The 19724-nt window shown below is 61.2% G+C and carries 16 protein-coding genes; 2 read left to right on the top strand and 14 right to left on the bottom strand.

Annotation, left to right across the window (positions count from 1 at the left end):
* Positions 1–1315: 1315 nt before the first annotated feature.
* Both NCR37_RS23030 and NCR37_RS23020 read right to left on the bottom strand, forming a co-directional pair.
* Positions 1316–1552, bottom strand: coding sequence for a hypothetical protein (locus NCR37_RS23030; protein ID WP_250475118.1), 237 nt, complete (start codon positions 1550–1552; stop codon positions 1316–1318).
* Between the two features lie 888 nt (positions 1553–2440).
* Positions 2441–3244 carry a transglutaminase-like domain-containing protein gene (locus tag NCR37_RS23020; RefSeq protein ID WP_250475198.1) on the bottom strand — a complete coding sequence of 268 codons (804 nt, stop codon included), beginning with the start codon at positions 3242–3244 and terminating at the stop codon, positions 2441–2443.
* A gap of 1361 nt (positions 3245–4605) precedes the next feature.
* Between NCR37_RS23020 and NCR37_RS23010 the strand changes: the two genes are divergently transcribed.
* Positions 4606–5787, top strand: coding sequence for a porin (locus tag NCR37_RS23010; RefSeq protein ID WP_250475117.1), 1182 nt, complete (start codon positions 4606–4608; stop codon positions 5785–5787).
* 383 nt (positions 5788–6170) lie between these two features.
* Here NCR37_RS23010 and NCR37_RS23005 read toward each other — a convergent pair whose 3' ends face one another.
* The 12 genes from NCR37_RS23005 to NCR37_RS22950 all read right to left on the bottom strand — a co-directional run bounded on the left by NCR37_RS23005 (position 6171) and on the right by NCR37_RS22950 (position 17987).
* Positions 6171–7169, bottom strand: a complete 999-nt coding sequence (locus NCR37_RS23005; protein WP_250475116.1) for a DUF2955 domain-containing protein — start codon at positions 7167–7169, stop codon at positions 6171–6173.
* Between the two features lie 8 nt (positions 7170–7177).
* Positions 7178–8323: an HlyD family secretion protein gene (locus tag NCR37_RS23000; RefSeq protein WP_250475115.1), complete on the bottom strand. Its 1146-nt coding sequence runs from the start codon at positions 8321–8323 to the stop codon at positions 7178–7180.
* Positions 8320–9849 carry an efflux transporter outer membrane subunit gene (locus NCR37_RS22995; RefSeq protein WP_250475114.1) on the bottom strand — a complete coding sequence of 510 codons (1530 nt, stop codon included), beginning with the start codon at positions 9847–9849 and terminating at the stop codon, positions 8320–8322. Before NCR37_RS22995 ends, NCR37_RS23000 begins: the two co-directional genes overlap by 4 nt.
* 49 nt (positions 9850–9898) lie before the next feature.
* A complete protein-coding gene (locus NCR37_RS22990; protein ID WP_250475113.1) occupies positions 9899–10999 on the bottom strand; it encodes an AI-2E family transporter in 1101 nt (366 codons plus the stop codon).
* 122 nt (positions 11000–11121) lie between these two features.
* Positions 11122–12294, bottom strand: a complete 1173-nt coding sequence (locus NCR37_RS22985; RefSeq protein WP_250475112.1) for a monovalent cation:proton antiporter-2 (CPA2) family protein — start codon at positions 12292–12294, stop codon at positions 11122–11124.
* 31 nt (positions 12295–12325) lie between these two features.
* Positions 12326–12718: a hypothetical protein gene (locus tag NCR37_RS22980; RefSeq protein ID WP_250475111.1), complete on the bottom strand. Its 393-nt coding sequence runs from the start codon at positions 12716–12718 to the stop codon at positions 12326–12328.
* 466 nt (positions 12719–13184) lie between these two features.
* Complete coding sequence (locus NCR37_RS22975; RefSeq protein ID WP_250475110.1) at positions 13185–13862, bottom strand: carbonic anhydrase; 678 nt, start codon at positions 13860–13862, stop codon at positions 13185–13187.
* 151 nt (positions 13863–14013) lie between these two features.
* On the bottom strand, positions 14014–14706 hold the full coding sequence (locus NCR37_RS22970; RefSeq protein ID WP_250475109.1) for a potassium channel family protein: 693 nt from the start codon (positions 14704–14706) through the stop codon (positions 14014–14016).
* A 646-nt stretch (positions 14707–15352) separates the two neighbouring features.
* Positions 15353–16216: an HAD-IA family hydrolase gene (locus tag NCR37_RS22965; RefSeq protein WP_250475108.1), complete on the bottom strand. Its 864-nt coding sequence runs from the start codon at positions 16214–16216 to the stop codon at positions 15353–15355.
* Between the two features lie 123 nt (positions 16217–16339).
* Positions 16340–16684, bottom strand: coding sequence for a hypothetical protein (locus NCR37_RS22960; RefSeq protein WP_250475107.1), 345 nt, complete (start codon positions 16682–16684; stop codon positions 16340–16342).
* Between the two features lie 13 nt (positions 16685–16697).
* On the bottom strand, positions 16698–17696 hold the full coding sequence (locus NCR37_RS22955; RefSeq protein ID WP_250475106.1) for an AAA family ATPase: 999 nt from the start codon (positions 17694–17696) through the stop codon (positions 16698–16700).
* A 36-nt stretch (positions 17697–17732) separates the two neighbouring features.
* Positions 17733–17987 carry a hypothetical protein gene (locus NCR37_RS22950; protein WP_250475105.1) on the bottom strand — a complete coding sequence of 85 codons (255 nt, stop codon included), beginning with the start codon at positions 17985–17987 and terminating at the stop codon, positions 17733–17735.
* Between the two features lie 238 nt (positions 17988–18225).
* Here NCR37_RS22950 and NCR37_RS22945 point away from each other — a divergent pair, with 238 nt between their 5' ends.
* A complete protein-coding gene (locus NCR37_RS22945; RefSeq protein WP_250475104.1) occupies positions 18226–18765 on the top strand; it encodes a hypothetical protein in 540 nt (179 codons plus the stop codon).
* Positions 18766–19724 lie beyond the last annotated feature (959 nt).

Here is a 19724-nt window from a genome sequence, read left to right as displayed (position 1 = left end):
AGTCTTCGAAAGATACCGGCCGGTTTGCAATCGACAGGTGAAGCGCTGCAATCTGCGCTTCTTGCGTGGCTATCTGTTTCCTGATGGTTTCCAGGGAAGATGTTGGGTGACTGTCCATTTGGACACTTCAGCTGACTTTCAGCGCATCCTGTGAATCCAGGGAGCGTTTAGCCAGCTTCCTCTCTCCTGGCTAGCAGCGAACTGGAACGTTTCTGTACGCACGGAGGTTCCCGGAATGGCCTTGAGACTCGCGAACGCACGCGCCGACGGGCAATTCCGCAAATAACCGAAGCTCCGATAGCTCTCTTTGTGTGCACGACTCCTTTGCTCAGGGCCGGTAGATGGCGGTCGGCGGAATTGGCCCTTGGCGATCACCGATCAACGGTGGCTCTGGTCCGGCTTCCCGTCGCCCCATACTGGCCCGCGGTAACGCTGCATGCCCTTGCTGCAGCCGACCGCATCGCACGGCACCACACCGCGTCGTCTATTACAGCAACGCGGCGTGCCGCTGCCGCTCGGCGGCCGAAAAGGAGCGGCGGCCTTGGTCAGCCCGCGCAAGTTGAGAATCGGGCTGCTTCTGCAGCATGCGTCACATGCCCAATTCGCGGCCAAGTCGCACTCGTCAAGCGAACAGCCAGGCGCGCAGCCGTCATCGCCACCTAGGTAGACGGGTCCAGCTTGGCGTGCAACGGCCGGGGGACGTGCAAGTCCGGCGTCGCGCTCTCAGCGGGTATGCCACAGGAATCAGGGCGCCGCCGGAGAAACTTAAGTCCCCGCGTCATCCCATGCCGCTCGATCGAGCGAAAGGCAAAGCTAGAACACCTCCCTCCACCGGTGCGGACACAGTGTACGCATGCTAAGCCCTTACGAGGAGAAACGTAGCGCTGGCGAAGGCGAATACCGTTCAAACCCACTGAGGTCAGCATATGCGTTCCTTCGAAGCGTTGAGCGGCAACCAGCAAACTGCATAGCCATCCAGCTGCCTTCCTATTGCAAAGCGACTTTGCGCGAGCGAAGGCGTCGCCTTGACCGGCTGGTTTCTTGGAGCGCTAGCCCACCAGAGATTGGACGTTTCCGCGTAAACGCCCGACGGACAGAATTGAAGCCTCGGACGATCTTGGGTCGGGCGCACGCCAACCCAGAATGAAACATGATTCGATCGAGCTGACAATCCCCAGTCGGTGCAGGCCGACGGACCGGTCACGCGGACTCGGGCATCGCGTAGTCCAGCGCAAGGGCAGTACTGCAACGCTGACGCCAACTGTTGGCTGTTTTGCGGCTGCAGCGCCTTGGATGGGCGGCGACAAGCATGATGTCATTCGGAAGGACCCAGCAGGACGTCAACTGCAGCCTGTCCGGCAACTTCGCCAACAAGATACGCCCATCGCTCGGTAAACGGGCCGTTACGTAACTTTACCCGGTCCGCTCGTGCGCCTAGTACGTTCACATTTTCGGCGCCTTTGATCTGAACCGTCACTTCGAACACGTCCTCCGCAGAAGGAGCTAACTCGACATGGATCTCGAAACCCCGGTACTTAATCATCCGGTTCATGAAATCTCCCGCTTGGCAACAAACGCTAGCATGTGCCGTTTGAATAGGAAACTGTCGAGGCGCTAGTCGTTGAAACGCCCAACAGGACCGGCTTCCGAATGGGCGCAGGTGAACCGGCCGCACAGTCGGATCGGACGTGCGGGCGATGTCGGCCAGCGTTGCGTTACAGGCCGCTTTCGGCGCCGGCCACTCCCTCAGGTGCAGGCCGACTATCTTTGCGAGAACCCCTCTCGCCACAACGTTGCGCCTACGGCCATCAGAAGCTGGGCATCGCCTTCCTCTAGGCGGTCCCATGCTGACGCCAGCCATTGCGCAAGTGCATTACAAGCGTCGTTGAGGGTGACGTAATCTCTTCCCTCGGCATTGAACTGTTCGAAGACAGCGACTACGTTTTCCTCTGTTGCCATATCGATCTCCAGGGATAGATCGTCTACTGTACGCGGAAAAGAGCACCCGTGCCGCTCTTCTCGGAAGGCAGATCATTCGGTCGCCGCATGACATTCCGGGCCTAAGCCATTCCCCCGCTTGACGGCCTGCGGGGCCTCTCCTTCGTCGGGTTCTTTCGCTGCCCGGCGGCGCGCCCGGCGTGGAGCGGGCACGGCACCTGGCGGACGTCTCAGTGCCAATGCTCTTCCTGCAGGGCACGCACCCATTTCGGCCTCTCAACGCTTGAGCGCTTCGTCGAGATCGCCGCTGGCACCAGTCGTAAGCCACCGCCTAGTTGCATTGCGAGGTCACTGACGCTTCGGCGAGGTTCGCAGCCTAGCGCCCTTGCCATGCATAACGGGTCGTCCTCCTTGATGTTTAAGATCATAACCGGACCCCGTGACGGTCCAGTTCCGTCAGGCCGCAACGGACAGGTCAGGCATCGGCACCGTTGTAGCCCGGTCACTCTTGGTCGCAGTGCACCTCGAAGTGGGTTAGCACGGCGGGTCCAAACGCATTGCTTATTGCAACGTCGGCGGCGTCGCGGCCGTATGCCATCAAAACGCGCCCGATGCGCGGTGCGTTGTTGCGCGGGTCGAAGGTCTGCCAGCTACCCCCTACGTAGGCCTGGAACCATCCCGCGAAGTCCATCGGCGCTGCGGCCGGGGGCAAGCCTACGTCGCTTATATAACCGGCGCAGTAGCGCGCCGGAATATTCATTGCCCGGCATAGCGCGACGCCCAGATGCGCGAAGTCCCGGCAGACACCCTTGCGTTCGCGGTAACCATCCACCGCGGTTTTGGTCGGCCGCGCGTGCTGGTAATCAAATGCAATATGGCGGTGGACGAAGTCGCAGATTGCCAAGACGGTCTCGCGGCCCGGCGCGCACTGCCCGAAAATCTTCCACGCGACTTCGACCAGCAGATCCGTTTCGCAATAGCGGCTGCCCAGCAAGAAAACGAGCGTATCGTCCGGCAACTGCTCGACCGGATGGCCCCCGCCGTCAACGGGCCGTGTCTCCATCTCATCCGGCACATTCAGCAGCGCTGTCGTGCGCAACTGAACATGTCCGGCGGGCGCGACGATCCGGCTGCACAGGTTGCCGAACAGATCGCGGTACTGCTTAATCGGCACGGGCGGATCCGTAACGAGCAGATCTGCCTCAACCACATCTTTGGCATGCGAGAAGTGCGTGTTCAGCATCAGCATCATGGGCGTCGGTTGTGAGCACCTGTACGACAGTTCGTATCCGACGCGAAGTTTCATGGATTTATCCCAGTTCGGAAGATTGCGGAGGCCGGGTTCAGCATCTGCGAGTGCGTTGCCCCGAACAGCCACAGAGATGATCCCACGATGCCGGGCCCCACGCCCGCGTTTAAAAATAATCACCGCTATGTGGCTTGAGCGGCCTTGCGGTCCGTGAAGTGAACGCTTTAACCGCGGTCCAATTCGACCCGCTTCCCGACCCGCATGCCGGGTCGGGCCTCGGAAAGCCCGGCGGAACATGCCCCGTCCATAGTCGTCCGCTGTTTCAAAATAGTACTGAAGCATTCGGTCGTTCGTGTGCGCGGCGGCTGCAATAGCAGCGACGCGCGCCCCCGACAGTCCGTACGTCGAGAAATGCTCTATTGCGGCGTCAAGGATACGCCTGCGTGTACCCTCGGCGTCTCTTCTCCCTGGCTCGTTCATCGGGATGGCCTCCGATTCCTTCAATGTAGCATCGGCACGGCGGAGGATCGCCCGCTTCATCGCAGAGCCGCGTGAGCGAAAACGCGGGCTCGTTCGGCCTCTGCTATGACACGCCTCTTCAGCACGGACCGCCCCGTCGCTCCAAACCCCATCACCGCTGCGAATTGCTGCGGATGATGACGCTTATACCGGTTGAAAAAATCGTCACCCGGAAGTCCGTTAGCTAGCGTCATGAGACACCCGTAGTCAAGAGTGGCACAGTCCCCCAGCAGTGCAACGGCGTCTTCCAGAGTCGAGTACCGGTGCGTAAGAGGCTCATCGTTGAAAAGAGTGTGAAACTCTTGGTATGACACCAGGCGCTGTTGCTTCGCAGCTTATTGCAGCAGAGATGCGACAGCACCGGTCTGATGGGTATTGTGCATAGGCCACCGTAGGACCGAAAAACGGTTACCGACTGACGTCGGGCAATTCAAGGCCGGATCCTGGTGATGCGATTTTCGCTTCACAAATCGAGGGTTATAAAAGTCCCAATATACCTCGTCGGTCGGAACGTCAACTAACGTTGTGCGCATCTCATGCAGCCGTGATGGAGGCCAACGTTCGCGCGTGGTCGTTCAAGGCATTCGGTGACATCAGAAACCGGAGGGCTCTAAGCGGTGTGTATTAGTTAGCAACTTAAACGGTTTGGTAGTGCTGTGTCGCACAAGCAATCTATATCAGTCGAGCGCGCGCTTGCGGGACTACGGGGTGACGTCTATAAAATTAGAGCGCGATCTCAAAGAATTGCCCACGTTTAGGCGAGACGCTTATGAACCTCTAGGCCCTACGTGTTTTGATTATGACGCGGGGCATCTACTTCACGCTCGTCTTGTCGTGGTAGCAGTGTGGATCGGCATTCCTAGAGACGCAAATACCGCAGTCGTGGCTGGAGCAGGCGAATGAACAAGATCGTCATAGCCGGTGCCGTAGCGATCTCCACAATGGCCGGTAGAGCGTATGCGCAAAGCAGTGTTACGCTCTACGGGCTGATCGACGCGGGTCTGACCTACACGAACAACCAAATCACTGGGACAGGCGGCGGACACAGCAACTGGGAGATGACGAGCGGTGCGGTGCAATACAGCCGCTGGGGACTGCGCGGAGCTGAAGCCGTTGGCGGAGGACTGACGGCCATCTTCGACTTGGAGAACGGCTTCAATCTGAACAGCGGGCAGTTCGCGTCGAGCAATCGCGTCTTCAACCTCCAGGCTTATTTGGGCTTGTCGAGCCGCGAATACGGCGCGCTGACGATCGGCCGCCAAACCGACGGCATGGTCGATTTCGTTGCCCCACTTTCATTGACCGGGACGGAGTTCGGCGGGAGGCATTTCGCGCACCCGTTAGACAACGACAATCTGAACGATTCGTTTCAAATAAATAACTCCGTGAAGTATCTGAGCCCGAATTTCGCGGGCTTTAAGTTCGGCGCACTGTACGGCTTTTCCAGTCAGGCAGGTGGATTTACAAATAATCGCGCCTATAGCTTCGGCATGTCGTATGCATCCGGGGCGTGGAACTTCGGCGCCGGTTACCTTCAACTCAACAGTTCCGCGCGCACGCCGGCACAGCTGAATCCGAATGGCGCAGTCACCGATACAACCGGCTCGTCCTTACAGGGCGCGCTCGCACCGACCGCCGTGCCTCTAGGCGTGCTGGCGAGCAGTCAGAAGACCTTTGGCGCTGGCGTGAACTACGCCTTCGGCCCAGCTATAGCGGGTTTCGTGTACTCCCACAGCAAGTTCTCCCAGTTCTTCCAGAACTCCTTAAGCGGGACTTTTCAGAACTTCGAAGGCAATCTTCGCTATGCACTGATGCCGGCGGTCGAATTGTCGGGTGCGTACACCTATACGCGGGCCGGTGGAAATGGGGGCGCCGGGGGGATACCTCACTCGCATCAGGTGAGCGCCATGGCCGACTACCGGTTATCTAGGCGCACCGATGTCTACATACAGGGCGTGTGGCAACGGGTAAGCCCGAGCGGCAATTCGCCCTTGGGCGTCGCATGGATCAATGGCGTCACCGAACCGTCATCCACGAGCAACCAACTCGAGGCGACCGTCGGCCTGAGGCATCGCTTCTAGGCCGACGGACTCCGTGGGTCGCCTGAAAACCGGTACCAGGGAGACCACCGCGGCCCGAATATTCCCTGAAGGTAGCGCTCCAGCGACGGATAACAGCGGCCGATCGGGTGTTACGAGTGTTTGAGTGTCCGACGCGACCAATCGCCGAATGTCAGGACGCGGGCGGACTTGGAAGGTCGCTGGGTGGTCAACCGCCGATTCACGCGAGCGTCCTGTGTTGGCACCAAACAAACCCACCTTACGTATTTGATCTCGTCGCTTACATCGCCTCGTTCCGCAGATAGGTCTCCATCGGTCTTACGCCGGCGACGCGGCGTTAGGGCGTTCGGGTCGGCGGCCCCCGATAGCGCGATCGCGGCAAGGTCCAAGATGACTTCTTTCCTTTATCGATCGAACAGCATCAACATCAGGTACGCATAGAGCGTGACCGCGAGAAAAAGCCCCATGCGCACGGCAAACGCGGTGTAGACGTCCTTTCCAGCCACGCTGTCCTGCACCGACTGGCCCAGCAGGATGATCATCGTGACGAGACTGCTGGTCCAAAAGCCTGGCGAGTACCGGGTCGAAGCGATGCGGTAAAGCCTGCACCCGACGAGCAGGCCGAAGAGCAGCATCCACAGGAAAAACATCCACAGGTTCACGGAGAGCTTGAGCGCGAACCAGAACGCGATTGCGAGCAGGCCGCCGAAGAGCGTCGAGCCGACGAGCTCGCGCGCCGCGTTACGGGCCGTCGCCGTGCAACTCTGTTGGCCGAGGCTGACGGACTTCATGATGACCGGCATATAGCTCGCCGGGTCGGTCATCGCGAGCAGATATGCCGGCATGACCACGAGCGCGGCACGCAGCGCGAACATCGCCGCCCGGTCGGCAGGCATGGCCTGCGCGGCACGCTGCGGGCGCGCGTCCGCCGTATTGGGAAACAGCGCGTGCACGAGCGCCGAAACCAGCACGGCGAGTAGGAGCCCCTTCACCAACGCGCCGACCACAGTCGTAGCCACCTGAAAGTCGGCCGTGCCCGCGGCGGAAATCATCGTGAGTCCGGCCACGAGGAAGGTCGCGACGAGATTGTTGCCACCGCTCAAGCCGTAGCGGAACGCGAGAAACAGCAGCAGGCCGACGAGCAACACGCCGGCGATCGCGTAATGCCTGAGCAGCGGGACCAGTAAAAGGCCGCTGCCCGTAGTGAGCATCACGACGAGACTCAGCATCACGCCTGCCTTGAGCGGCATCGGCCGGGTTTGCGTGGCGAGCAGAAAGACGGCGAACACTGGCGCGATCACGGGAATCGGCAGATCCAGCGCGAAGCTGATCGCGAGACACAGCGCCGTGCCGGTCGCCATGCGCAGCGTGCGTCGGCCGCGCAGCCGGAGGCCGGTTTGCATGGCCGTCATCAGTAGATGTAGGAGATCCAGCTCATCGCACGCAAGAAAGCGCGGCCGAGCGGATTGAGGGGATTGCGCTGACTCGGAAACGCCATGACCTCGGCCTGTCCGCCCACACGGATATTGGAAAGACGCGCGCGCTCGCCCGGATCGAACTCGACGATTACCGGGAAGCGTTGTGCGGGACGCAGCCAGTCGCGGCTGTTCTGCACCGTCGGCAGGCTGCCGGGCGGCGCGTCCTGTCCCACGCTCACGCCATAGCCGATGCTGCGCACTCGCCCTTCGAAGACGTCACCGGGCAGCGCATCCAGCGCAATGGCGACGCGGGTGCCTGGTCTCAGATGGCCCAGATTGTTTTCGGTCATGTCCGCGCTGATCCAGACGTCGCGGATTGCGATCAGCGTCATGACGGGCTTGCCCGCCGCCGCGAACTGGCCGACTTCGGTGCCGAGATCCGTGATGACGCCGCCCGTGCGCGCCGTGATGCGCGTGTTGGTCAAATCGAGCTCCGCCTTCTCGACCGCGGCCGCGGCGCTGCGCAACTGCGCGTTCTCCGCTTCGACGCCGCCTTGCTGCTCCCGTGCGCGCTCGACTTCGGCACGCGCCGCCGCGACCTGACTTTGCGCCTGCTCGTAGGTGGCACGCGCGACTTCGAGCCGCCGCAGCGAGATCGTGCCCTCGTCCTCGCGATAGAGCCTTTCGAGCCGCTCGCTGTCCTGCCGCGCCTTGACCTCGTTCGCGACCGCCGCACGCAACGATGCGCGCGCCGAATCGATTCCGGCCGTGCCCGCGCCGATCTGGCGGCGCATGGTTTCGAGCTCCGAGCGCGCCCGGTCGGCGGCGATGCGATATTGCTCGGTGTCGATCTCGAACAGGACGTCGCCCGCGTTGACCTCCTGGTTGTCACGGACCAGCACGCGCGTCACGCGGCCCGAGACTTCGGCCGCGACAGGCACGACATACGCCTGCACGCGCGCCTGGTGCGTGTAGGGCGTGAAGCGGTCGGCGAGCAGATACCAGATCAGGCTCAGTACGATCAGCGCGACGACCCACTTCACCGCACTGCCCGACGGATCGGCGGCCGGCGCCAGCGGCGGCGCTTGCGACGGCGTCTGCGCCGGCGCGGCCCGGGTCGGCTCGGACGTTTCGCTCATCGCGACGCTCCTTCAGACGTGCCGTCCACCTCGTTCAGCAAGTCGCCCCAGTCGGTGCGTCGCTGCATCTGTTGGCGCGTCGCGGCATCGACGAGCGGCTGCCGCGTGATCCAGCCGCCGCCCAGCGCCTTGTAAAGCGCGATCAGGCTGCCCGCCGCGTTGCGCCGGTTGACGACATACGCGTCCTGCTGTGCGAAGAGCGCACGCTGTGCATCGAGCACGCGCTGGAAGTCCGAATACCCTTCACGGTAGACGGTATTGGCGAGTGTAAGCGAACGCCGCGCCGCGCCTTGTGCGTCGTTCAGGATGCTGTCGCGCCGCAACGCGGCGAGGAGCGCGGTCGCGGCATCGTCGGCTTCGCGCGCGGCTTCGCGCACCGTGTTCTGGTATGTGACCGTCAACTGCTGCAAGCGGGCGTCCTGGACGCGCACGTTGTTCGTGATCCTGCCGTGATCGAACACGTTCCAGACGACGCTCGGGCCGGCCGCGACAGCCAGCGTATTCGGCGATCCCGTGAGCGAGCTCGCGCTCCAGACGAGCGTGCCGAGCAACGACACCGATGGATACAAATCGGCTTTCGCGACGCCGATGAGCGCCGACTGAGCCGCCATCTGATACTCGGCGGCACGGACGTCCGGGCGACGCAACAGAAGTTCGGCGGGCACGTCCTGCAGCACGGCGCGGTCCACGAGCGGAATCACGCCTTCCTTGCCGGACGACGCATCGAGTTCCGGCAGCGGTCCGGGCGGACGTCCCAGCAGCATCGACAGCGCGTGGCGCGCGAGGACGATCTGGCTCTCGAGATCAGGGATGCTGCTCAGTGTGCCCAGATATTGCGTCTTCGCCTGCTGGAGGTCCAGCTCATCCGTCTCGCCGGCTTTGAAGAGCTTCTGCGCGATGTCGTAGCTGCGCCGCTGCAACTGCCCGTTCTCGCGCGCAATGCGCAGGCGCGCTTCGGCGGTGCGCAGCGTGAAATAGGTATCGGCGACCTGCGCGTGCAACAGGACGAGAGCGGCTTCGCGGTTCGCCTGCGCGGCAAAGAACGCCGCGTCGGCCGACTCGATCGCGCGGGCGAAACGCCCCCAGAAGTCGAGTTCCCATCCGACGACGAAGCCCGCGCCATACTGCAGATAGACGCCCGAGCGCGTATTGAACCCGTCCGACCGCTTGCGCGCCGAGGCGAGCACCTCGGCACTCGCCTGCTGTACCTGAGGATAGCGTCCCGCGAGCGCGATGCCGAGTTGCGCGCGCGCTTCGATCACGCGCAGACCCGCGATCTTCAGATCGCCATTGCCCGCATCCGCCAGTGCGATGAGATGCCCGATGGTCTCGTCGCCGAAGATCGTCCACCATTCGCGGATATCGGGCTGCGCTGCCTGTTGCGTGACCGTCCCGAGCGTCGCGCTGCTCCAGCGCCCGCTCCATTCCTCTTGTTGCGGGTGAAAGTCGGGGCCCACGTGCATGCAGCCGCTCATGCACCCCGCAATGCACGCGACGACGCAGCCCGCCAGGCGCAGACGTGGCATCCCGCATGGGGACATTGAAGGTGACATGGCCTCGTCCGCGCTGCAGCCTTCAGGACCGGTTCCGCTCTGTCAGCGTATCCGGGCCCGGCTGGTCATTCACCCAACGCCAAAACAGCTTGTAAGCCACCGCGAGCATCACGGGACCGATGAACAGGCCGATCACCCCGCCCGTCACCATGCCGCCGAGCGCGCCGATCAGCACCACGGGCATCGGCACGGCAACGCCACGTCCGAGCAACAGCGGCTTGAGCACGTTATCCGCGAGGCCGGCGACGAAAACATAGACGGAGAACACGATCGTTCCGGTACTGACGCCGCTCGTGACAATCACGAAAATGATGACGGGAACCGTAATCAACGTCGCGGGCAGCTGCATGATTCCGATCAGCAGCACGGCGAGCGCGAGCAGACCCGCGCCGGGGATGCCCATGACGACGAACGCGATGCCGATCAGCAGCATCTGGATGAACGCGATACCGACGACGCCTTGCGCCACGGCCCGAATCGTGGCCGTGCAAAGTTCCGCGATCTCCCGGCCGTTGTCCGGGCCGGAAATACGGGAGGCGATCCGTATCGCGCTCTGATGACCTTCTTCGCCGTGCGCCATGAAGATGCCCGCGACGATCAGCGCCACAAAGAAGACGAGCAGCCCGGCGCCCAGTCCGGTGACCGTGCCGAGCACCGCGAGGCCGGCTTGCTTGAGCTGAGGCGCGAACTTCGTCGCGAGACCGGACAGATCCGTCGAAGCCTGCGTCCAGAAGTCGAATACCCGCTGCCCCACGAGCGGCCATGTGGCCACCGATTCGGCGGGCGGCGGTATCATGAAGCTGCCGCTCCTGAAAACGGCCATGCCGCGCTCGATCGAACTGGCCACCGCGACGCCGAGCAGATACGTCGGTACAAGAACGACGACGAAAGCGACGAAGACGATCAACGTGGCAATGAGGCCGTCCTTGCCGGCCAGCGGACCGCGAAGCCGCACCTGAAGCGGATACAGCGTCACCGCGAGAATCAACGCCCAGACCATCAGGTCGAGGAACGGAACAAACACGCGGAAAGAAAAGACGGCGAGAACGGCAATGAGTCCCGCACGAATCAGGACGTCGAGCATTTCTCTGGAGAGCATGCGTTCGGTAATCGGCGATAGCATCTCAATGCCTCCTCGCAGCTTGCCGCCGCTTGTTCGGACGGCAAACCGCTTGCCTGGGACCCACTTCCACTAAAAGATGCGCTCGCCCTTATGCGTACATCGATTCGGGCTCGGCGCGTGCATCAACTCGTTCCGGCCGGCGCATGGGCGCTGCGTAGACGGCGCTGAACGAGCAGCAAGAGCGGCGTCGTGGCCATCGAGAGCGCGACGACCAGCGTGACCAGCGACGCCTGACGCTGGTCGATGACACGCGCAGTCAGCGAAGCGGCCATCACCACAAACGCAAACTCGCCGCCTTGCGACAGCAGAATGGCAAAGTAGCCGCGCTGCGAGGCCGGCACCTCGAACCGGTTCGCCAGAAACCATTGCGCGATCGTCTTGATGCCGACCACCGCCACGACCAGCACCGCAACGCGCACCGGCTCGCGCGTCAACACGCTGAAATCCATAGACATGCCCACGGCAATGAAAAACAGACCGAGCAGCAGACCCTTGAACGGCGCCATGTCGACCTCGACTTCGTGGCGATAATCCGAATCGGCGAGCAGCACGCCTGCGACGAACGCACCCAGCGACATCGACAGATGCACGCTTTGCATCAGCAACGCAATGCTGATAATCCAGAAAAGCGCGAATGCCGTGAAGATCTCGGGAACGCCGGTGCTCCGGATGAGTTGCAAGACGACGTGCAGCAGGTAGCGGCCCGCCAGCGCAATCGCGGCCAACATGGCGAGCGCCTTTAGGGCCGTGAGCCAGCCGGGCTGTGCCACCGGGGTGGGGACGGTCGGGCCGAGCAACGGCAGCAGCGCAATGAGCGGGATGGCTGCCATGTCTTGGAAGAGCAGGATCCCGAAGCCGGCGCGGCCCGTCGGCGTGTCCATCGACTTGCGCTCTTGAAGCTCGGACATCACCATTGCCGTCGATGACAGCGAGAGCGCAAGTCCGCCCGTCATCGCAATCCGCCACGACAATCCGAGGAGCATGAAGATCGCTAGCAACGCCGCGGCACACACGGTCATCTGCATGGCGCCGTAGCCGAAGATGGTGCGGCGCATGGCCCATAAAGCGTCAACCCTCATTTCGAGGCCGATCACGAACATCATCAGCACGATGCCCAACTCGGAGAAATGCAGGATCGAGTCGACGTCGGTGATCAGTTGCAACGCCCAAGGACCAATCAACACCCCTGCCAGCAAGTAGCCGAGCACCGCGCCGAAGCCCAGACGGACCATGACCGGTACGGTGACGAGTGCCGCGGCAAGAAAGATCAGTATGTCAATCAACAACTTCGACATGCGCGCCTCCAATCCACCTTTATCTGAGTGACTACTTCACTCCATTCGTCGGCCCCGAGGCACTGCAATCCATCGCAGATTCGTTCACGTTTTTCAGCGTGACAATCAACCGGCTCCCCGTATTCGCCGTGATAATGTGCCCATAGCTGACGGTTGGAATGAATTTGATGTCGGGAGCTACTGCGACAGGAGGTTCCTGCGCGCCATCGACGGTCAGGTCGAGTTCCACGGTCACGCTGTCGATTGTCGCGGCATAGTTGCGCGCGTGTTTCGCCTCCGTCTGCTTGAAGTCGCAAAGGCCTTTGAGGACGTTCTCCAGCGCCGTGGGGATATCGACCGGCTTGCCTGGCGGGATGGGCGGGGTGTTGCACCCCATCACAACAACGGTTGCAACTAGCACAGCAAGCAGAACATGAGTGCGCATGAAACCCTCCGGTATTGCCAGATGACCGATGTGCGCTGAGGTACTGTCTGTGTTCGCGCACTGACGCAGCAAACCGTCGCACGGATCGAATGATTGTCGTTATCTGATGAACGCCGCGGGGAACCATGATCCTGCTGCAGTCTTGTGACACGGATACCTTGACATCGCGGCGCGCGCAAGAGCGCGCTTACAGTTGCCTAGCTCTTCTCACGCTCCTACGTAGAAGACAAGGATGCCACGACGGAACTTCGCGGCAAGCGGGCCACGAACAACTGACTGTTCGTTCTTGCAACAATCGTCGACGCGCTCGGCGGCAAAACCGAATCTCCGCCACTTGCAGGTTCCCGTCGCCACGATGTATCCCGTGGCTGCTGCACCTGTTCGTTCGGTGGCGCAACCGAGCACAATGAGCCGTCGCTGGCGTCAGATGTCACACGTTGCCGGACGCCGTCGAAGCGGTTCTGCATCACCGCGCACGCGAGGCGAGGCGTGCAGCGAGCCGTTCCGCCAGCGCACGATCGATTACTTCGAATGAGCGACTCTCCCGCTCATATGCATGCATCTCACCCGTCGCAATGTCGAACCACCAACCGCTCAGAATGAGCGCCCTAGCGGCGACCTGCTGGCGAACGATCGGATAGCTCATCAAGTGCTCGATCTGCATGAGGACATTGATCTGCGACAACTGGTCGTGCGGCTTTAGCTGGGCGTTGAGCGGGCCTTCGTGCTCCAGGCGAAACGCCGCAGCGTTAGCGTGGTGCAGCCATTTATCGAGATTCGGCGCCTGCACCTTCGGATTGCGTGCACAGACGGCTTTCATCGCACCACACTCGGAATGCCCGCACACGACAATATTCGCGACTTTCAGCACCAACACCGCGTACTCGATCGCCGCCGCCTCTGAAAGGTCGCCAGTCGAGGCACCCTCCGCGGTCGCCGGTGGTATTAGGTTGCCGACGTTACGCATCGTAAAAAGAGAGCCTGGGTGAGTAGATGCAAGAAGGTCCGGCACGACCCGGCTATCCGAGCACGTGACGAACAGTGCATCGGGTGCCTGAGCCAGAGCGAGCTTACTGAACTGCTCTGCATATTGCGGGAGCATGTTTTCGCGGAATTCGACGATGCCCATGATGAGTTTGCGCATGACCGGTCTCCGGAGCAGACAACTGGGCACCATAGTCGGATTAATCGCCCGGCGCTGGCGTTATCCCGCATTTTTAGGCGCATGTTGCAAATCGCGTCCGTCTTCCATGTACAGTAGCAGTCGGCGCGCGCGAGGCTTCATCGTTGACCGCCTACGGCTTCCCGTCGTCAACGAAACTTTCTCGAGGCGGATAAACTCCCGCCAAGCGAGCGATGAGTATCGCGACGAACAAAGCTCCGGTGATCTGCTCAATCATGCATAGCCCGCGTGCCTGGCGCGTGAGCGGCGTTATGTCGCCGAAGCCAGTACTAGTGAGTACGGTTATGCTCAGGTACAGGGCATCGGCATAAACCAGTCGCCCCGGTTGTCCGACGATCATGTACGAATTTGAGTAGAAGAATCCGATGGTCGCGTACAGGTACGCCCAGAGCACACCAATGAGGAGATACGCAGCGGCAGCACCGAACAACTTGTCCTGCGTCATGATTCTTGGCCGAAAAACGTAGCGGAGCAGATATGCGGTGCTCATCGAATACATGACGGCGCTTAACATCCACGATCGTGCCAAGTCGGTGTCGCTATCGTGCCAAAGGCCGAGATACTGGAACCATACCGCGGGAACGGCGAGTAACACCGCGACGACGAACGACCGCGTCGTCCGCCCAACTGCTGCGATCGTCGCGATCAGAAGAAACATGTTGACACCGTTCAGCAGTAGTCGCCCGTAGTCGCTCGAAGGCACGAACGAGACCGCGCCGATGAGAACGAGCAACACGACGAACAACCAGAAGCAGCGCTGATAAAAGATCTGCGACAAGGCGTCGCGAGTGGCGCCAATACCCATAGAACACCCCGCTGATTCGCAATGCCGGTGAGTCGCAAGGTCGGGATGCGTCGTCGAGCGCTCATCGGCGTTGTTCCTATCGCATCGCCCACGTGCCACGTTGTGTTTCTTGGGAATATCACTTGCGCAGTGAACGTGCAAGTCCGGCCGCGAAATCCGGGTCGTCCGGGGCGTATCAGCGGGAGCGCCTCCTTCCGGGCCATTACATCGCCGCCAGCCACCCGCCCTTCAAGAGCTCGGCGGGCGGAGCAGCATGCGGATCTTTTGGGAACGACACTGAACTCCGCGCATACGCCGGGTGTCACCATTGATTTTCGACGCCAACCCAACGGCAGCAAACGGACATGAAGCAGTCGCTTGGATGACGGCTCATCGCGAATGATGAACGGCCGGAGATGGCCGGCTCCCGCCCGACGTTGGCCGGCTGGACCCGACCCACTCCGGACAGACGCCTTTCTCCGAACCGGTCAGTCAGCGAAAGCCACGTTTCGCGAATTGAAGAGCCAGTTCTCGGCCGTGCAAATCGTAGCGAACGTTTTACGGGACTAGGCCAGGCGAGAACCGCCGGGCTGGTCCATGTCCACCGTGACATAAAGCAAAGGGTTCTTTGGTTAGCGGTCGCGCAATTCCTTAACAAAGCCGCGGGTCAAGTTCGAATTCCTTGTACCGCGTCACGCCCGAGGTGAATCGCGCGTAGGCCGGCACGCGTCGCGCCGTAATAATCTGAGGTCAGTGAGTCCCCAATCATGAGGGTGTTTTCGGGGAGCACGCCCAGCCGTTCACACGTCCATTCGAAGATCTGCCGATCCGGCTTCAGGTGACCAACCTCGAACGACCACGCATAGACGTCCAACTCGAAGGGCAGCAGGGCCAGAAGCGGGGCCGCATACGGCATGGCGAGATTTGACGCGATTGCGATCTTGATGCCGCGCTCGCGAAAGCTGGTCAGCACGTCAATGGTCTCGGGGTAAAGCTCGATGCTGGCAAGCTCCGCAGCGAGGTCGGCTTCCAGTGCAGTCATCACTTCGGACCGCGGGGTTAGTCCCAACGCCTCCGCCCCTGCACGCAGGTCGAGGGCTTTCGTCATGACGGCCTTCCTCGCGCGCCAGAAGTTTCGTCTTTCGCCAAGATTGAAAAGGCGCAGAAACGGCTTGCGCACGTTTGTGATCCGGCAGAGCGTCCCGAACGCATCAAAAATGACGGCCTGCACCTCGGTGTCAAGCTTAACGTCGGCAAGACTGGACACGGTTGGTGGCAACTTCTTCATAGCCTCGATCGCTTTCGCCTCTCGAAATTCAGCAATGGCGTTGCGTAGTCGCGTCGCGTTCTTTGGCGATTCGAGCAGGTGCAGGGTTTCCCGCATGTTAGGCATACCTTTTTGGGAGAAATGCACGGTCAGACGAGCGCCCTGCGGAATCCTTTGAAGAACGCCAATCAGTTCGGCGGCCGTCATCGCTGTTCCATAGCCCACGGCGACTTCCTTCAGAGCGCAAAGATTTGGTTTGGTCAAGACGTGATCCTCATTTGAAGGCGTAGTCGTTTAATCCGTCTTCGAGACTTTGAATGCCCCGATACGGTTGCGTATGGCGTTCGGCGAAAAGGTGCAGCGCGCCATCGAAGTCGAGAAAGGCGATCATTGCGCCTGCTCCGCGTTTTGTTGAAAGTCACCGGCGGGAGGGTACGTGCATGTTTTCAGCTGTTCGACCCACTTCTCCCAATCCCTGTGAGAGGCAACCGTCCACTTCGTCTGAATGAGGCACGCCGCGCAGGTGAAGTCCTCTGTGAACGCGTTCCTGACGACCGTGGGCAAGGCGTCGAGCACGATAAAGGATTCATCCTTCGTGCCAACGCGTGTGCGGGCGAATTGCAGACGGGCGAGTGCCGGATAGCCGTCGAGTAGCGCGTCCATGACCTGGTCGCGCATCTTCGCCATCTGTTCGTCCAGCCCATCCAGATTCAAATCCAGAATGTCCTTCACGGTGGTGCGCTCCTCAATAGAATCCAATCGGGCGGCGGTGCTCGCTGCCATACTCGCCCTGCATCTTCGCGGCATGGGCCGGAATGGAACGGATGGACACGGCCGACTCACCGGCCTGCAACGTGCGGCCGACCAGAACCCGCAGCATGCGGTCGATGTCCCGGCCGGTTCCGAGCTTTTCGCACAGGGCGTCCAGTACGTCGTCCGGTAACGCGCCGTCAATCTGCCTAGCAACGGCCGGATTGTTTTCCAGCAGTTCGCCGAACATGCGTGCGACGACCTCGCGCAATTCATCTTCCGAAAGTGGGCGAATCTGGAAGACGTTGAAGCGCGACAGCAGCGGCGCACGAATGGGCTCGAGCGAGTTCGCGGTGGCAATCCAATTGATGCGTGACGCGTCAAAATGCACTCCGGGGAGAGCGGCATCGAAGAAGCGCTCCGCCGTACGGCGCTCCAGCAATGTGTACAGCCCATTGAGCGGGTCGTAGCCTTGGTGGTGCCCATGCGCTTTGTCGATCTCGTCAAGGACGAGGATCGGATTAATGTACGCGCTGTTGGCAAGCAACTGGAACACCGCGCCGGGTTCGCTATTCGACCAATGCCGTTCCGTTCCGGTCAGAAACGCCGACGTCTGGACGTTATTCACGGAGGCTACCTGAGACGGCACGCCAAGTAGTTTTGCCAGCTCAAGGCAGAAGGTGGTCTTGCCGGTGCCGGCTGGGCCGACGAGCAGCAGCCGCGCGAACGACAGCCCATGCCCGGCGGCACGCGCAAATGCCATCTCGGCGGACACGAAATCTACCGCTTCGGAAAAGTTAGGGTGCCGTTCGGCAAGTGTTCGAAGTCCAGCCTGTACGCCAGGGGTGAGCTGCGCGCCGAAGCGTTTGTTTGCGTGCTCCAGCAGGAGTCCGGCCCACTGCTTCAACTTTCGCGCTTCGTCGCGATCTGGGCTCCTCCGCTTCGCGATGCCAATCAACTCGCGGAGATTCAGAAAATTGATACGGTCTTGCATTGCGTTCTCCTGGTGTTGCCGTTGTGCCCTAGGCCCTTAGTCGGCCGCGTGGCCCGGGCATCGCGTCTTGACCCACAGACCATCGATCAGCGCGCCGGGTGCGCCGCACGTCTCGCAGGTGGTCATGCTGGCCGCTTCCGCTGCTTGGACTAGATTTCGTTGACGGGCAGCGAGGTCGGCGGCATAGAAGCAGATGGCTCCGGATTTTTCTTTCACCTGCGGTGCCACGACTTGGGATGATCCGTTTTCGGCGGTCTCGCGTTGCAGCTTGCCGCAGAGGTCGTTGAGCAACCCGGCCCAGCGGTCGCCGCAGTGGGGCCCCCGGTAGCTGAACGGGGCATGCGGGTGACTCTGCTCCGTGGCGGAGAAGATGAGGGGTGACGCTCACGCGCAAACGCGGATTTGGCAAGGCTCATGGCTGTTCGGAGGGAAGAGGCTGGACATCACGCGGGATTGGAAATATTATATTTCGTCATGTAATGATATTAATCATGCGTGGATGGGGTTTGTCAATAGCGATTTCGTTTCGATGGATCATTTCGGTGGAGAGAGCGGGATGCGCGAAGCGTTCGACATAGATCAGGCACGGCTCGCCGTGCGTGTTGGTGGGATACGCGCGGCCAACGTGCGAGCGGCGTATGGAAACTACTTTTACGTCGAGTTCGTGACCTGTGCCGGCGAGGCCGATCTCGTGACAACGCGGCAGCGCGAGCTAAGGGCGTTCCGGGATGCCGGTCTGGCGCTCAAAGCGCTGCACGAAATTGGCATCTTCGCAGCCCAGGTGTTCATGGAAGATTGGGAGCCCAGCGCGGGCAAGCCGCCGGCTTGGGCGCGGCCCGACAAGTCGGTGGCCTTGAAAGAGACCCACGAGCGGGCTCATGCTGATGTAGCCCTCGAGCAGAAGGTGAAAGATGCGTTGGCAGATGCGCCGGCCGGCGCCGATTTGCTCGCGAACGCTAGTCTCGTCGCCGTGCTGAAAGAAAAGGTCGGGAAAATCGAGGCCGATACTTTCGAATTGCAGGCGACCATCGATGCGGCTATCGAGAAAGCAGGGGCGAACTTGGAGTGACTGCCAGACGATTACTTGCCCACCGCCGGATGCTGCGCATGTCCTGTGCTAGACGAGCCTCTTGCGTGCGGCAGTGCCGTCGGGTCGGATTCGCACAGGCTTCGGGCCGTGGACAAGCCGATGTGAGAAACGGTTTGCGCGTAACTACCGATCGCTCCCAACAATGACAGACAGGGGAGCAAGGTCCTTGCCGTAGTGGTTCATAAGTGAGCGTTTCGCCCGATGTTTGTTGGCCGTATGTCGGGGAGTGGCTAAGTATGCAAAAGCGGTGTTATGTCGTTAACGATTCGACGGTGGCCGAGCACGTCGCCGAATGCTTGGGTATCACCAAGCGTCTCAACGGCGCCTATCGGCTGAAGAACAGCGACACGGTAACGCACATAAACTGGGTTCCGCTCGGCGGCGTCCCTGTCGACGTGTGGCGCGACATTCATACCCCTATAGGAGATTTTCCCACCGAACACCGACGCGGCCGGATGGCAAGGACGAGCAGCGGAAGCTCGCAGGCCGCCTCCTGCGCGAGGCGGACATTATCGTCAACGCGTGCGGCGCGCGCGATATTGACCAATACATTGCTGACAAGCTGATCGCGGTTGCCTGGTTCGACCCGGCGGGGCGTAAAACCATTGCCGGACGAAGCAAGCCTGTCGAGCGGGTCGTGTTTCGAGCCTTGGATAAGGCATCGCTGAGGGTTGCACTCGCGCCGTCGGCTCGCAGGAATAACGATGAGGGGGCACTCGTCCGACTGCGAGATGTGGGCGAATGCCGCTACTTCGCCGAGGGCATTGTCAACGGATTAGAGGCGATTCAGATGCTCGCGCTCGTGATCAAGCGCGACGCGAGATCCGCGACTTCAAGCCTAATACGTACTACATTCCGAAGGTCAAACTACCGGATGGCGTCGTGCTCACCTGGAAACGCGGCATCGAGGGCGCAGACTACCGCGCGATTGATGAGAA

Source organism: Caballeronia sp. GAFFF1, from assembly GCF_023630705.1.
In the GTDB taxonomy this organism is placed as follows: domain Bacteria; phylum Pseudomonadota; class Gammaproteobacteria; order Burkholderiales; family Burkholderiaceae; genus Caballeronia.
The sequence above is the reverse complement of the archived record's forward strand: the minus strand, read 5'-3'. Positions and strand labels throughout refer to the sequence as shown.